This window comes from Micromonospora sp. CNZ285 (assembly GCF_004637285.1).
In genome coordinates, this window is sequence record NZ_SPQD01000001.1 from 4,189,948 (window position 1) to 4,204,359 (window position 14,412).

The 14,412-nt window shown below is 72.3% G+C and carries 11 protein-coding genes and 1 tRNA gene; 7 read left to right on the forward strand and 5 right to left on the reverse strand.

The window, feature by feature from the left end:
• Window positions 1-15: 15 nt before the first annotated feature.
• From CLT75_RS18955 to argS, 5 genes are all read right to left on the reverse strand, one after another.
• Window positions 16-3,249, reverse strand: coding sequence for an efflux RND transporter permease subunit (locus tag CLT75_RS18955; protein ID WP_135241816.1), 3,234 nt, complete (start codon window positions 3,247-3,249; stop codon window positions 16-18).
• A gap of 323 nt (window positions 3,250-3,572) precedes the next feature.
• The gene (thrC, locus tag CLT75_RS18960; RefSeq protein ID WP_135241817.1) at window positions 3,573-4,622 is read right to left on the reverse strand and encodes a threonine synthase; all 1,050 of its coding nucleotides are present in this window, start codon (window positions 4,620-4,622) and stop codon (window positions 3,573-3,575) included.
• A gap of 112 nt (window positions 4,623-4,734) precedes the next feature.
• The gene (locus tag CLT75_RS18965) at window positions 4,735-6,039 is read right to left on the reverse strand and encodes a homoserine dehydrogenase (protein WP_120573338.1); all 1,305 of its coding nucleotides are present in this window, start codon (window positions 6,037-6,039) and stop codon (window positions 4,735-4,737) included.
• Window positions 6,036-7,445: a diaminopimelate decarboxylase gene (lysA, locus tag CLT75_RS18970; RefSeq protein WP_135241818.1), complete on the reverse strand. Its 1,410-nt coding sequence runs from the start codon at window positions 7,443-7,445 to the stop codon at window positions 6,036-6,038. The genes CLT75_RS18965 and lysA overlap by 4 nt, the downstream gene beginning before the upstream one ends.
• 2 nt (window positions 7,446-7,447) lie before the next feature.
• Window positions 7,448-9,115 carry an arginine--tRNA ligase gene (gene argS / locus CLT75_RS18975; protein WP_135241819.1) on the reverse strand — a complete coding sequence of 556 codons (1,668 nt, stop codon included), beginning with the start codon at window positions 9,113-9,115 and terminating at the stop codon, window positions 7,448-7,450.
• 99 nt (window positions 9,116-9,214) lie between these two features.
• On the opposite strand from argS, the gene CLT75_RS18980 reads away from it, so the two are divergent.
• The 7 genes from CLT75_RS18980 to CLT75_RS19010 all read left to right on the forward strand — a co-directional run bounded on the left by CLT75_RS18980 (window position 9,215) and on the right by CLT75_RS19010 (window position 14,399).
• A complete protein-coding gene (locus tag CLT75_RS18980; RefSeq protein ID WP_135241820.1) occupies window positions 9,215-10,051 on the forward strand; it encodes a thioredoxin-like domain-containing protein in 837 nt (278 codons plus the stop codon).
• 10 nt (window positions 10,052-10,061) lie between these two features.
• Complete coding sequence (locus tag CLT75_RS18985; protein ID WP_135241821.1) at window positions 10,062-10,736, forward strand: DUF305 domain-containing protein; 675 nt, start codon at window positions 10,062-10,064, stop codon at window positions 10,734-10,736.
• Window positions 10,737-11,164: 428 nt separating this feature from the next.
• Window positions 11,165-11,860, forward strand: coding sequence for a winged helix-turn-helix domain-containing protein (locus tag CLT75_RS18990; protein ID WP_135241822.1), 696 nt, complete (start codon window positions 11,165-11,167; stop codon window positions 11,858-11,860).
• 76 nt (window positions 11,861-11,936) lie between these two features.
• Window positions 11,937-12,008, forward strand: a tRNA-Arg gene (locus CLT75_RS18995).
• A 131-nt stretch (window positions 12,009-12,139) separates the two neighbouring features.
• Entirely contained in the window at window positions 12,140-12,535 is a 396-nt protein-coding gene (locus CLT75_RS19000) for a GntR family transcriptional regulator (RefSeq protein WP_135244060.1), read from the forward strand.
• On the forward strand, window positions 12,532-13,431 hold the full coding sequence (locus CLT75_RS19005) for an ABC transporter ATP-binding protein (protein ID WP_135241823.1): 900 nt from the start codon (window positions 12,532-12,534) through the stop codon (window positions 13,429-13,431). Before CLT75_RS19000 ends, CLT75_RS19005 begins: the two co-directional genes overlap by 4 nt.
• Window positions 13,428-14,399, forward strand: coding sequence for an ABC transporter permease (locus CLT75_RS19010; RefSeq protein WP_135241824.1), 972 nt, complete (start codon window positions 13,428-13,430; stop codon window positions 14,397-14,399). Before CLT75_RS19005 ends, CLT75_RS19010 begins: the two co-directional genes overlap by 4 nt.
• Window positions 14,400-14,412: the final 13 nt, after the last annotated feature.

Sequence of the window (14,412 nt, forward strand, 5' to 3'; positions counted from 1 at the left end):
GCCCCTCCCGGTCCGTCACTCGGTCGGCGGCAGCGGCGACTGGCGGCTCTTGGGCAGGCGGAGCACCTCGAACTGGTCGGTGCCGTCGACCAGCGCGCCCGACGGGCGGGCCGGCGGCGGCGCCACCACGCCCCGCTCCTCGGCGCGCTCCCCGCCGCCGACCGCCACCGGCACCGGCTCCGGCTCGACCGGCTCGGGAGCGCCGCCCCGCCGCCGGTTCCGGAACGAGCCCTTTGTGTGCTCGACCATCGTGTAGAGCGTCGGCACCAGCACCAGCGTCAGCAGCGTCGAGCTGAGCAGGCCGCCGATCACCACGATCGCCAGCGGCTTGGAGATGAAGCCGCCCTCGCCGGTCAGGCCGAGCGCCATCGGCAGCAACGCGAAGATGGTGGCGACGGCGGTCATCAGGATCGGCCGCAGCCGGCGCCGGCCGCCCTCCACCACCGCCTCGGTCACGTCCATGCCCTGGGCCCGGTACTGGTTGATCAGGTCCATCAGCACGATCGCGTTCGTCACCACGATGCCGACGAGCATGAGCACGCCGATCAGCGCCGGCACACCCAGCGGCGTGCCGGTGACCAGCAGCAGCCCGATCGCGCCGGTCGCGGCGAACGGCACCGAGATCAGCAGGATCAGCGCCTGGGTCAGGCTGCGGAACGTCGCCACCATGATCAGGAAGACGATCGCGATGGCGGCCAGCACCGCGAGACCGAGGTCCGCAAACGCGTCGGCCTGGTCGGCGCTGACACCGCCGATCACGTACGTGGCGCCCGGCACGTCCAGCGCGTCCAGCCGCTTCTGCAGATCCTGCGTGGTGGCGCCGAGGTTCGAGCCGGTCGCCGTGCCGGTGACCGAGACGCTGCGCTCCCCGTCGATCCGGGTCACCTGCTGCGGCCCGTCGACCTGCTCGACGTCGGCGATCGCGTCCAGCGGCACCGCGCCGACCCGCAGCGCCCGCAGCTCGTCGACGGTCAGCGGCGGCCGGGCGCCGCTGCTCAGCACCACGCTCTGCGCCGTACCGTCGAGCGTCACCTGCCCGAGCGGCGCACCCCGGTACGTCTGCGCGACGAGCTGCCCGACCGCCGCCTCGGTGAGACCCGCGCGGGCCGCGGCCACCCGGTCCACAGTCACCTCGACGCGCGGCACCTGGGTGGCCAGGCTGCTGGTGACGTCCTCCACGCCCGGCGTGCCGGCCATCGCGCCCCGTATCGCCTCGGCCGCCCGGGTCAGCGTCTCCTGGTCGGCGGCCTGCACGACCACCTCGACCTGGTTGGCGGAGGCGTTCTGCCCGCCGCCGAACGTCAGCTCGCCCACCTCCGCGCCGAGCGCGTCGAACTCCTTGCGCAGGTCCCGCCGTACCGCCGCGGCGTCGGTGTCGTCGGACAGCGACAGCGACCAGGTGGCCCGGTCGCTGCCGCCGCCGGCGAACGGGTTGTCCCCGCCACCGGCGCTGACCTGGTAGGTCTCCACTCCCGGCGTACGCCGCAGCACCTCCTCGACCCGCGCGGCGGCCCGGTCGGTGCCGGCGAGCGAGGTGCCGGCCGGCATCTCCTGCCGGATGGCGAGCGTGTCCTGGCCGGAGTCGTCCAGGAAGTTCGTCTCCAGCTTCTGCCCCAGGCCGAACGTGCCCAGCAGCACGAGCAGGCCCAGGCCCACAGTGGCCCAGCGGGTCTTCCGCGAGCGGGTGGCGAAGTCGATCACCGGCAGGTACGCCCGCTGCAGCGGGTTGCGCAGCTCCTTCTCCTCGGCGGCCCGCCGGGCGGCGGCGTCGTCGGCACCGCCGCGCGGCCGCAGGAACCAGTACGCGAGAACCGGGATGACGGTCAGCGACACCAGCAGCGAGGCGAGCAGCGCCACCGTCACGGTGATCGCGAACGGCGCGAACAGCTGCCCGACGAAGCCGCCCACCAGGGCGATCGGCGCGAACACGGCGACAGTGGTGAGCGTGGACGCGGTCACCGCGCCGGCCACCTCGCGGACCGCGGTGAGGATCGCGTCCCGCTTCGGTTCGCCGTACTCCAGATGGCGTTTGATGTTCTCCAGCACCACGATGGAGTCGTCCACCACCCGCCCGACGGCGATGGTCAGCGCGCCGAGGGTGAGCAGGTTCAGCGAGTAGTCGCCGGACCAGAGCACGATCAGCGCGACCAGCACCGACAGCGGGATGGACACCGCGGTGACGACGGTGGAGCGCACCGACAGCAGGAAGACCAGGATCACCACGACGGCCATGACCAGGCCCAGCAGGCCCTCGGTGGTCAGGCTCTCGATGGACTTCTCGACGAACGGGGCCTGGTCGAAGACCACTGTCAGCTCGGCGCCGGCGGCGTCGCCCAGCTCGTCCAGCCGGTCCCGGATCTCGTGCGAGATCTCCACCGCGTTGCCGTCCGGAGCGGCGGTCACCGCGATGCCGAGGCTCGGCTTGCCGTTGGTCCGGGTGAACGAGGTGGCCGGGGCGAGCTGCTGCTCCACGGCGGCCACGTCGCCGAGGCGTACCGGGGCGGCGGGAGCCGTGGTCAGCACGATGCCGCGCAGGTCGTCGATGGTCCGGATCGGCGTGCCCACCTGCACCGGCAGCGACCGGTCGCCGTCGGCGAGCGCACCGGCCGGCACGGCCACGCCGTTGCTCTTGAGCGCCGAGGCGATGGCGGCCGGTGCCACTTTGGCGGCGGCCAGCTTCGCCGGGTCCGGCGTGATCGTCACGACCTGGTTCCGGGCGCCGGTGACGTCCACCGAGCGGACGCCGTCCAGCGCCTCCAGCTCCGGTACGACGGCGTTGCGCAGCTTCTCCGCCAGCGCCCGCTCGTCGCCGTCACCGGTCGCGGCGACCACCACTGCGGGCAGGTCGTCGGTGCTACCGGCGATGACCTGCGGGTCGACGCCCTCGGGAAGCTGGGAGTCGATCCGGTTGAGCGCGGTCTCCATCTTGTTGACCACGTCGTCCAGGTCGGTGCCGAACTCGTACTGCACCTGGACCGTGGCCGCGCCCTCACGGGAGGTCGAGGTGACCTTGTCGAGGCCCGGGATGCCCTGGAGGCTGTTCTCGATCGGCTCGGCGACCTGGGATTCCACGATCTCCGGCGCGGCGCCCGGGTACGTCGCCACGATGAACGCGGCGGGGAACTCCAGCGACGGCAGGAGCTGCTGCTTCAGCGACGGCACGGCGAACAGGCCGAAGGCCGTGGTCACCAACGCGACGAGGGCGATCAGCCCCCGGTTGGCGAGGCTGAATCTGGCGAGCAGCGACATCGGCGTTACTCACTCCTGAAGAGGTGTCCGGCGGGGGGTGTCTGAGTCTGCCGCACGCCCCGACACTCCCGGCATCCGCCCCAGCCGATGACACCGCCGTGGTTCGGGGTCGCCCGTGCCCGCCTTGATCGTCTCCACTTCGCCGAGATGGCGGCATCCCACGCACACCGTTCCCGCCACCACCCCGAAGTGGTGTCGATCAAGCTTCGTCCAGGAAGCGCGGAGGCCCCGCGAGGTCCAGCGGAGTGCGTCGCCCGAGGCACCCCGGACGGAGGTGTGAATCGGGCCTGGCAAGGCCCGGGGAAGCCGCGGGGACGGAGCGATCAGACCAGGTCGAGGGAGCGGGCGGCGGCCAGCGCGTCGTTGGCGATGGTCACCGGCGCCGGCGCGGTGGAGATCGCCCACTCCGGGTCCTTCAGGCCGTGCCCGGTGACCGTGCAGACCACGCGCGACCCGGCCGGCACCCGGCCGGCCTCGGCCTGCTGGAGCAGACCGGCGACGCTGGCGGCGCTGCCCAGCTCGACGAAGACGCCCACCTCGCGGGCCAGCAGCCGGTACGCCGACAGGATCTCCCGGTCGGTGACCGCCGAGATCAGGCCGTCCGAGGCGTCCCGCGCGTCGATGGCCTTCGTCCAGCTCGCCGGGTTGCCGATCCGGATGGCGGTGGCGATCGTCGACGGCTCCGGCACCACCTGACCGGTGACGATCGGGGCGGCGCCGGCCGCCTGGAAGCCGTACATCCGGGGGGCCTTCGTGGCGTTGCCGTCGCGCAGATCCTCGGAGTAGCCCATCCAGTACGCGGTGATGTTGCCGGCGTTGCCGACCGGCAGGCAGTGGATGTCGGGCGCGTCGCCGAGCGCCTCGACGATCTCGAAGGCGGCGGTCTTCTGGCCGTGCAGCCGGTCGATGTTGACGGAGTTGACCAGCGCAACCGGGTAGTCCTGCGCGAGCTTGCCGGCGAGCCCGAGGCAGTCGTCGAAGTTGCCCTGCACCTGGAGCAGCTTCGCGCCGTGCACGAGCGCCTGAGCCAGCTTGCCCAACGCGATCTTGCCCTGCGGCACCAGCACCGCGCAGGTGATCCCGGCGCGGGCCGCGTACGCGGCGGCGGAGGCGCTGGTGTTGCCGGTGGAGGCGCAGATGATCGCCTTGTCACCGGCCTCGACGGCCTTGGAGACCGCAACGGTCATGCCGCGGTCCTTGAACGAGCCGGTCGGGTTGGCGCCCTCGACCTTGAGCCACACGTCCGCGCCGACCCGGGCGGAGAGCACCGGCGCCGGCAGCAGCGGCGTGTTGCCCTCGTGCAGGGTGACGACGGGAGTCGCCCCGGTGACCGGCAGCCGATCCCGGTACGCCTCGATCAGTCCCCGCCACATGTCGTGCTCCTCGCCTCCGTCGCCCCGCTCCGGGGCCTGTCACCAGCGTGGACCAGCCTGCCCGGCCGGCCACCGGCACACCCTGCTCTAACCATCAGGCGGGACGCGCGGGTTACGCGCCACCCTCCACCCGCAGCACACTCGTCACCGAACGGACGATGTCGAGTCCGCGCAGCTCACTGACGGTGGCCGCGAGCGCGGCATCGGGCGCCACGTGGGTGACGATGACGAGTTCGGCGTCTCCGCCGGCCGGGCCCTGCCGGACCGTGGCGATGGACACCTCGTGCCGGGCGAAGACGCCTGCCACCCCGGCCAGCACGCCCGGCCGGTCGGCCACGTCGAGGCTGATGTGGTAGCGGGTGAGCGCCTCGCCCATCGGCCGCACCGGCAGGTCCGCGTACGCCGACTCGCTCGCCGCGTGCACCCCGGCGAGGCGGTTGCGGGCCACCGCCACCACGTCGCCGAGCACCGCGCTGGCGGTGGGCGCGCCGCCGGCGCCCCGGCCGTAGAACATGAGCTGCCCGGCGGCGTCGGCCTCGACGAAGACCGCGTTGAACGCGTCGCCGACGCTCGCGAGCGGGTGCGTCAGCGGGATCATCGCCGGGTGCACCCGGACGTTGACTGTCTCCCGGCCCTGCGCGTCGACGCCCCGGGCCGCGATGCAGAGCAGCTTGATGGTGCAACCCATGGCCTTGGCGCTGGCCACGTCGGCGGCGGTCACCTCGGTGATGCCCTCACGGTGCACGTCGGCGGCGGTCACCCGGGTGTGGAACGCCAGCGAGGCGAGGATGGCGGCCTTGGCGGCGGCGTCGAAGCCCTCCACGTCGGCCGTCGGGTCCGCCTCGGCGTACCCCAGCTCGGTGGCCTCCTCCAGCGCCTCGGCGAACCCGGCGCCGGTGGAGTCCATGGCGGAGAGGATGAAGTTCGTGGTGCCGTTCACGATGCCGGTGACCCGGGTGATCCGGTCGCCGTGCAGCGACTCGCGCAGCGGGCGCAGCAGCGGGATGGCCCCGGCGACGCTGGCCTCGTAGTAGAGGTCGGCGCCGCCCTCGGCGGCGGCGTCGTGCAGCGTCGCGCCGTCCTCGGCGAGCAGCGCCTTGTTGGCGGTGACCACGCTCTTGCCCGCGCGCAGCGCCTCGACCAGCCAGCCCCGGGCCGGCTCGATGCCGCCGACCACCTCGACCACCACGTCCACGTCGTCGCGCTTGATCAGCCCGAGCGCGTCGGTGGTGAACAGCGCCGGGTCGACCGGCAGGTCGCCGCGGTCACGGCCGATCCGGCGTACGGCGATCCCGGCGATCTCCAGGGGGGCGCCGATCCGGGCGGCGAGGTCTTCCGACTGCTCGTGCAGCAGCCGGACCACGTCGCTGCCGACAGTGCCGCAGCCGAGCAGCGCCAAGCGAACCGGTGAGGTCATCCCACATCCAATGCCAGCAGGTCGTCTTCGGTCTCCCGGCGGACGATCAGCCGCGCCCGACCTTCGCGGACGGCGACGACCGGGGGCCGCGGGACATGGTTGTAGTTGCTCGCCATGCTCCGGCAGTAGGCCCCGGTGCCGGGCACCGCGACAAGATCTCCGGGCTGCACGTCAGCGGGCAGGAATTCATCCTTCACCACGATGTCCCCGGACTCACAATGCTTTCCCACCACGCGGGCGAGCATCGGCTGTGCGGTCGACGTGCGGTTCGCCAGCGTGGCCGAGTACGAGGCGTCGTAGAGCGCGGTACGGATGTTGTCGCTCATCCCCCCGTCCACGCTGACATAAGCACGACCGTCCGCTGCGTCACCGCCAGTGCCCAGCGGCACGGACTTCACGGTCCCGGCCTGGTACAGCGTGAACACGGCCGGGCCGACGATCGCGCGGCCCGGCTCGACCGACAGGTGCGGCACGGCGAGATTCTCCGCCGCGCACTCCCCGTCGACGATCTTGCGCAGGCGCTTCGCCAGGTCGTGCGGTGACGCCGGGTCGTCCTGCGTGGTGTACGCGATGCCGAAGCCGCCGCCCAGGTCCAGCTCGGGCAGCTCCACGCCCCGGGCGTCGCGGATCTGCGACTGGAGGGCGAGCACCCGGCGGGCGGACACCTCGAAGCCGCTGGCGTCGAAGATCTGCGAGCCGATGTGCGAGTGCAGCCCGCGCAGCTCCAGCACGTCCTCGTCGAGGATCTTGAACGCGGCCGCTGCGGCGGCCCCTCCGGCGAGGGAGAAGCCGAACTTCTGGTCCTCGTGCGCGGTGGCGATGAACTCGTGGGTGTGCGCCTCCACGCCGACGGTGACCCGGACCAGCACCTTCGGGCGTACCCCGCGCTCGCGGGCCAGCTCGGAAAGCCGGTCGATCTCGGTGAACGAGTCGACGATGATCCGGCCCACGCCCGCGTCGACCGCCCGGGTCAGCTCCGCCACCGACTTGTTGTTGCCGTGGAAGCCGATCCGCTCGGGCGGCATCCCGGCCGACAGCGCGGTGGCCAGCTCCCCGCCGGTGCAGACGTCGAGGAACATGCCCTCCTCGGCGATCATCCGGACCACGGCGCGGCACAGGAACGCCTTGCCGGCGTAGTAGACGTCCGCGTCCGGGAAGGCCGCGCGGAACTCGCGGCAGCGCTCGCGCAGGTCGTCCTCGTCCAGCACGTACGCCGGGGTGCCGTACTCGGCGGCCAGGTCGCGGACGTCCAGGCCCGCGACGGTGACCGCGCCGCCGGGGCCGCGCGCCACGTTGCGCGGCCACAGTTGCGGCACCAGGGCGTTGACGTCGACCGGGGTACGCAGCCAGGCCGGCCCCCGGGTGCCGATCTCGCCGTGCAGCGCTCCTGCCTCATGCGCCCGCATGACTACATCCGCTCCGGCGCGGACACCCCGAGCAGGTGCAGGCCGTTGGCGATGACCACCCGGGTGGCGTCGTTGAGCCAGAGCCGCGCCCGGTGGGTGTCGGTGATCTCCTCGTCGCCCTGCGGGGCGATCCGGCAGTTGTCGTAGAACCGGTGGTACGCCTGCGCGACGCTCTCCTCCAGGTAGCGGGCCACCCGGTGCGGCTCGCGCAGCTCGGCGGCGGTCGCCACCACCGCGGGGAACTCGGCGAGCGCCTTGAGCAGCTCGTTCTCCTTGTCGTGGCCGAGCAGCTCCGGCTGGAACGCCGCGGCGTCACCACGGGTCAGCCCGATCTCGGCCGCGTTGCGGGCCACCCCTGCGGTACGCGCCGCGACGTACTGCACGTAGTAGACCGGGTTGTCGTTCTTGGCCCGGGTCCACAGCTCCACGTCGATGTCGATCGGCGAGTCGGCCGAGTAGCGGGCCAGCGCGTACCGGGCCGCGTCCACGCCGATCGCGTCGACCAGGTCCTCCAGCGTGACCACGGTGCCGGCCCGCTTGCTCATCCGCACCGGGGCGCCGTCGCGGACCAGGTTGACCAGCTGGCCGATGAGGATCTCCAGGTTGCGCGCCGGGTCGTCGCCGAAGCACGCGGACATCGCCTTCATCCGGCCGATGTAGCCGTGGTGGTCGGCGCCCAGCATGATCACGACCCGGTCGAAGCCGCGCTCCCGCTTGTTCAGGTAGTAGGCGCAGTCGGCGGCGAAGTACGTCCACTCGCCGTTGGACTTGCGCAGCACCCGGTCCTTGTCGTCGCCGAACTCGGTGGTGCGCAGCCAGGTCGCGCCCTCGGACTCGAAGACGTGCCCCTGCTCCCGCAGCCGGTCCAGCGCCGCGTCCAGCGCGCCCCCGTCGTGCAGGTCCTTCTCGTTGAAATAGGTGTCGAACTCCACCCCGAAGTCGCGCAGCGAGGACTTGATCTCGGCGAACATCAGCTGGACGCCCTCGTTCCGGAACACCTCCTGGGCGGCGTCCTCGGGGAGGTCGAGCACGTCCGGCCGGCGCCGGACCACCTCGGCGGCGATCTCCGCGATGTACGCGCCGCCGTAGCCGTCCTCCGGCGCGGGCTCGCCCTTCGCGGCGGCCAGCAGCGACCGGGCGAACCGGTCGATCTGGGAGCCGGCGTCGTTGAAGTAGTACTCCGTGCCCACGTCGGCACCGGTGGCGCGGAGCAGGCGGCTGAGCGCGTCACCGACGGCCGCCCAGCGGACCCCGCCGATGTGCACCGGGCCGGTCGGGTTCGCCGAGACGAACTCCAGGTTGATCCGCTGACCGGCGAGGGTGTCGCTGCGCCCGTACGCCGGACCGGCCTCGACGATGACCTTGGCGAGCTGACCGGCGGCGGCCGCGTCCAGGCGGACGTTCAGGAAGCCGGGCCCGGCGATCTCCACCGACTTGATCCCCGGCGCCTTGGCCAGCTCGTCGGCCAGCGCCGTCGCCAGCTCCCGCGGGGGTACGCCCACCTTCTTGCTGAGCTGGAGCGCCAGCGTCGAGGCGTAGTCACCGTGATCGCGATTACGGGGTCGCTCGACGGTGGTCTGCGCGGGCAGCGCGGCGCGGTCCAGTCCCCGCTCGTCGAAGACGGCGTGGGCTGCGGCGAGGACGACCTCGGCGAGTTCTGCAGGAGTCACCGAACCATGTTATCGGGGGTAGACTCGGGCACCGCGGAGGCGACCCAGCATGTGAACCGGCCCCGCGCTCCCCCTGACCGACCGACCTGACGAGGCACGATGAGCATCAGCACCCCGGGCGGCCCGGAACGCCGTCCCACCGTGGTCAGCACCGGCAAGAAGCCGGCCGCCGGCCGGCCCGCGGCTGCCGACAAGCCCGCCGCGAAGGCCGGCTCCGGCAAGACCGGGGGCGGCAAGGGCACGCCACGGCAGGGCGCCGGGGGCAAGGGCCGCAAGCCGGTCGCCCCGGTGAAGGTGAGCCAGGGCCGCTCGTGGGGCCCGATCGCCCTCTTCGTCGCGGTCGGCGTCCTGGCCGTGGGCATCATCGGCGTCGGCGCCTGGGCGGTCTACCAGGGCGGCCAGCCGTGGCAGAAGCGGGCCGAGGCGATCGACGGCATCGTCGACTACCGCGCCAAGGACAAGGACCTGGTCAAGGGCGGCAACCACCAGCCCGGCGCGATCAAGTACGAGATCCTCCCGCCGGTCGGCGGCCCGCACAACCAGGCGTGGCAGAACTGCATGGGTGACGTCTACGACGCCCCGATCGCCAACGAGCACGCGGTGCACAGCCTGGAGCACGGCACGGTCTGGATCACCTACCGCCCGGACCTGCCCGCCGACCAGGTGGAGAAGCTCCGCGGCAAGGTGCAGGGCAAGGAGAAGCTGATGCTCAGCCCGTTCGAGGGGCTGGACAAGCCGATCTCGCTCCAGGCCTGGGGCTACCAGCTCAAGGTCGACAACGCCGACGACGGCCGGATCGACGACTTCATCAAGACCCTGCGGGTGAACGCCTCGATCGAGGGCCCGAACGCGCTCTGCGACCAGGGCGTGACCGCCACCGGCACCACCCCGCGGGACAACCTGCAGAACACCATGCCCCAGCAGCCCACCCAGTGAGGACGCCGCGATGACCGCTCCGGTGACCACCGACAGCGAACTGGACGAGGCCCCGGCCGCCGACCAGGGCGGCCGGAGCGCCGCGCGCCGTTACGGCCTGCTGGCGGTGGTCGCCGCCCTCGTGGCCGGGCTGGTCCTCGGGTACGCGGGCGGTCTGCTCACGCCGACGCTCACCCGTCCGGGTGAGAACTCGGCGGAGGCCGGGTTCGCCCGGGACATGACCGCCCACCACAACCAGGCCGTGGCGATGGGTCTGCTGGCGTTCAGCCAGGGTCAGGACCCGGAGGTACGCCAGGTCGGCGTGGACATCGCCACCGGCCAGCAGGGTGAGATCGGCACCATGCAGACCTGGCTGCGCTCCTGGAAGCTGGACCCGACCGGCGACGCGGCGCCGATGGCGTGGATGCCGGACGGCGGCGGGTTGATCAAGAACGGCCTGATGCCGGGCATGGCGACGCCGGAGGAGATGGCGAAGCTGCGCGGCGCGAGCGGCCGCGAGTTCGACGTGCTGTTCCTCCAGATGATGATCCGCCACCACATCGGCGGGGTGCACATGATCGACGGCATCCTCGACGAGGGGCACGACGACGACGTGCTGGCGGTCGCCCAGATCATGAAGAACACCCAGCAGAACGACCTGACCAACCTGAACGCCGCCCTGAAGCGCCTGGGCGGCACCCCGTAACACCGGCCCCACCCGGATCCACCGAGGCCCGGTCCCCCACCCAGGGGCACCGGGCCTCCCCGTTCCCGGGACTTCCGCCTCCGCACTCCCCGCCCCGCCCCGCCCCGCCCCGCCCCGCCCCGCCCCGCCCCGGCGATCTTGCAGTCGCCGCCTCTGCGATGCCGGATTCGCCCCGTTATAGGAGGGCCGTAAGTGCAAGATCGCGGGGGCGAGGGCGACGACGGGGTGGCGCCGGGAGATCTTGGTACGGAAGGGCCCCCAGGAGGGCCGTTTCGTACCAAGATCTCGAATGCGGAGACCTCCGCCGTGTCCGGAATGTTCTGTATGGGTGTTTATAACGGTTTGGGGTTAACGGGTCATTGTGGAGGTTGGAGAGTTTTCTACCCACATATCGTGACCAGTTGCGATTCGGGCTCGTTGCCCAAGACGTGGGGGTTGCACTCAGAGACGCAGGGCGGTCGGTGACCAGCTGGTGCCGACGCCACACCATCGGCGGTGACGGAGCGGTGGCAGCCGTCCGTCGCGGACTGCGGCAGGGCGAGCCGGGAACGCTCAGCCGCGAACAGGAACTCGAACTCATCGACGTGCTCCGGGGCGTTCACCCCGACGAGTTCGGCCTCGACGAGGAGCTCTGGACACGGCAGAGCCTGACCACGCTCATCGAGCGCCGGTTCGGGCTGGCGATGGACGCCGGCACCGTCGGGGCGTACCTCCGGGCCTGGGGTCTGGGGCCACGCGAGCCGCGCGAGCGGGCCTGCGGCCTGTGCGTCGGCGCGGTCGAGCGCTGGGTACGCAGCGAGTACCCGGCGATCACGCGGGCGGCCCAGGAGCACGCCGCGGAGGTCTACTGGATCGGCCGGGTACGCCTGCGCGGCACCATGCCCGCCGCCGACGTGGTGTCGGCGGTCTCCTCGCGGGGACGGGTGCGGTTCATGGTGACCACGCCGTCGGTGGACCCGCCGCTGCCCCGGGACTTCGTGCTGCGGCTCAGCGGCGCCGAGGAGCGCACCGTGCACCTGATCGTGGACGGCTCGTGGCCGCGCAACGAGTGGCCCCGCCGGCTGCCTCGTCGGGTCGTGCTGCACCCGCTGCCGAGCTGCGGTCGCGCCGTCGCCGCGGCCTGATCCGGCGAAGATCGACTCGCGGGGGTACCGATTCGGTGATCCGGGAGGGGGTTTGCTACTCTTCTCGGGTCGCTGAGCCCCCGTAGCTCAGGGGATAGAGCACCGCCCTCCGGAGGCGGGAGCGCAGGTTCGAATCCTGCCGGGGGCACCTCACAGAAGACCTTCACGAGCCCGACAGCCACCTTGGCTGCCGGGCTCGTTCCGTTTCCGGGCGAGCCGGCCTCCTTGACCACCGGCTCACTGCTTTACTACGTTACTAGTAAAGCAGTGAGGAGCATCGTGTTCGTCTTCCGGCTCGACACCCACTCCGGCGTGCCGCCGTACCTGCAACTCGTCCAGCAGGTCCGCCAGGCGGTGCTGCTGGGCTTCCTCCAACCCGGTGACCGCCTCCCGCTCATCCGCGAGGTGGTCGAGGACCTGGCGATCAATCCGAACACCGTCGCCAAGGCGTACCGGCAGATGGAGCAGGAGAACCTGGTCACCGGCCGGCCCGGCCAGGGCACGTTCGTCAACGAACAGCAGTCGGCCGCGATGTCGGCGTCGACGTACACGTCGCTGCGTCGTGGCCTGGCGACCTGGTTGCGCCGTGCCTACGCGGCCGGCCTCGACGAGCAGGCGGTCGACGCGCTGTTCACCTCCGTGCACCAGCAGACGAGGAACGAGGACGCGGCGTGACAGCGACCGGGTTCGCGCTGCGCACCGACGGTGTGGGCAAGCGGTACCGGAAGGGCTGGGCGCTGCGCAACTGCACCCTGGCCCTGCCGGCGGGCGGCGTGATCGCCCTGGTCGGGCCGAACGGCGCGGGCAAGACCACGCTGCTGCGCCTGGTCGTCGGGTTGCTGGCACCGAGCACCGGCACGGTGGAGGTCCTCGGCCGGGACGTCACGGCGAGCACCCCGCAGACACTCTCCCGGATCGGGTTCCTGGCCCAGGACCACCCGCTGTACAGGCGCTTCACCGTCGCCGAGATGCTCCGCTTCGGCCGGGCCTGCAACCTGCGGTTCGACCAGGAGCTGGCCGAGCGCCGGCTGGCGAAGCTGGGCATCCCGCTCGACCGCAGGGCCGGCACGCTCTCCGGCGGGCAGCAGGCCCAGGTCGCGTTGGCCCTGGCCCTGGCGAAGCGGCCGGACCTGCTCGTCCTCGACGAGCCGGTGGCCAGCCTCGACCCGCTGGCCCGGCACGAGTTCCTCCAGGTCCTCATGGGCGCGGTGGCCGAGGGCGGGGTGACCGTCCTGTTCTCCTCCCACGTCGTGCACGAGCTGGAGCGCGTCTGCGACCACCTGGTCGTGCTCAACCAGGGCCGGGTCACGCTCACCGGCGACATCGACACCCTCCTCGCCGAGCACCGGCTGCTCGTCGGCCCGCGCACGGCACACGATCTCGACCGGACCGGCGCCGTCGTGGAGGCCGTCCACAGCGACAGGCACACGACCCTGCTGGTACGCGACGGCGGGCTCCCGGCCGCGCCCGGGTGGCAGGCCCAGCCGGTCGCGCTGGAGGAGCTGGTGCTGGCGTACCTGCGCCGGCCGTCCGAGCCGGGCGCCGCGGTCACGTCGGGGGTGCCGGCATGACCTGGTTGATCTGGCGCCAGCACCGGACCGAGGTCTGCGTCCTGGGTCTGCTCGTCGGCCTGTTCGGCGTCGCCCTGCTCGTGCTCGGAACGCAGGCCCACGACCTGTTCCCCGGCGGTCCGGCCCGGTGCGCGGGACAGGCCGGCGTCGACGCGGCCTGCACGGCCTCCTTCCGCCGGCTCGACGACGAGTACGGGTACGTCGAGAACCTCCTGGCGGCCTTCTACCTGGTCCCCGTGGTCATCGGCGCGTTCCTCGGCGCGCCGCTGCTCGCCCGCGAGCTGGAGGACGGCACCTGGCAGCTCGCCTGGACGCAGGCCGTGCCGCGGATGCGCTGGCTGGCGGCCAAGCTCGTGGCGCTGGCCGGCGTCACGGTCGCGCTCACCGGGATGTTCACCGCGGTGCTCACCTGGTTCCGTCAGCCGTTCGACGCGTGGGAGGGGCGGTTCCAGTACGACGCCTTCGACCTGGAAGGGCTCGTCCCGGTGGCGTACGCGCTGTTCGCGTTCGGCGTCGCCACCGCCGCGGGGGCGATCCTGCGGCGCAGCCTGCCCGCGTTCGGCGTCGCGTTCGGGGCGTTCCTCGCCGCCCGGATGTCGGTGGCGCTGCTGGCCCGTCCCGCGTACGCCACGCCGCTCACCACCACAGCGCCGGTCCCCGCCGGCGGCGCGCAGGACCGGGCGGGACACCTGCCGGGCGTCGCCGACTGGGTGATCGAACGCGGCTACGCCGACGCCACCGGGCGCCGGCTGAACGGGGTCGAGAACGCCGAGCTGACGGACGCCGCCGACCGGGCCGGCACCAACCTCAACCAGTTCCTGCACGCGCGCGGCGTCCAGCAGTTCGGCGTCTACCACCCGGCGGACCGGTTCTGGACGTTCCAGCTCATCGAGGCGGCGGTGTTCGTCGCCGTCGCGGCGATCCTGATCGGTGTGGTGGTCTGGCGGGTACGGCGCCGCGTGATCTAGCGGCCCGTACCGG

Excerpts from the sequence above, each read along its gene's own strand:
- CLT75_RS18955 (WP_135241816.1), bottom strand. The coding sequence starts at position 3,249 with ATGTCGCTGCTCGCCAGATTCAGCCTCGCCAACCGGGGGCTGATCGCC.
- thrC (WP_135241817.1), bottom strand. The coding sequence starts at position 4,622 with ATGTGGCGGGGACTGATCGAGGCGTACCGGGATCGGCTGCCGGTCACC.
- lysA (WP_135241818.1), bottom strand. The coding sequence starts at position 7,445 with ATGCGGGCGCATGAGGCAGGAGCGCTGCACGGCGAGATCGGCACCCGG.
- CLT75_RS18985 (WP_135241821.1), top strand. The coding sequence starts at position 10,062 with ATGACCGCTCCGGTGACCACCGACAGCGAACTGGACGAGGCCCCGGCC.
- CLT75_RS19010 (WP_135241824.1), top strand. The coding sequence starts at position 13,428 with ATGACCTGGTTGATCTGGCGCCAGCACCGGACCGAGGTCTGCGTCCTG.
- CLT75_RS18980 (WP_135241820.1), top strand. The coding sequence starts at position 9,215 with ATGAGCATCAGCACCCCGGGCGGCCCGGAACGCCGTCCCACCGTGGTC.
- CLT75_RS18965 (WP_120573338.1), bottom strand. The coding sequence starts at position 6,039 with ATGACCTCACCGGTTCGCTTGGCGCTGCTCGGCTGCGGCACTGTCGGC.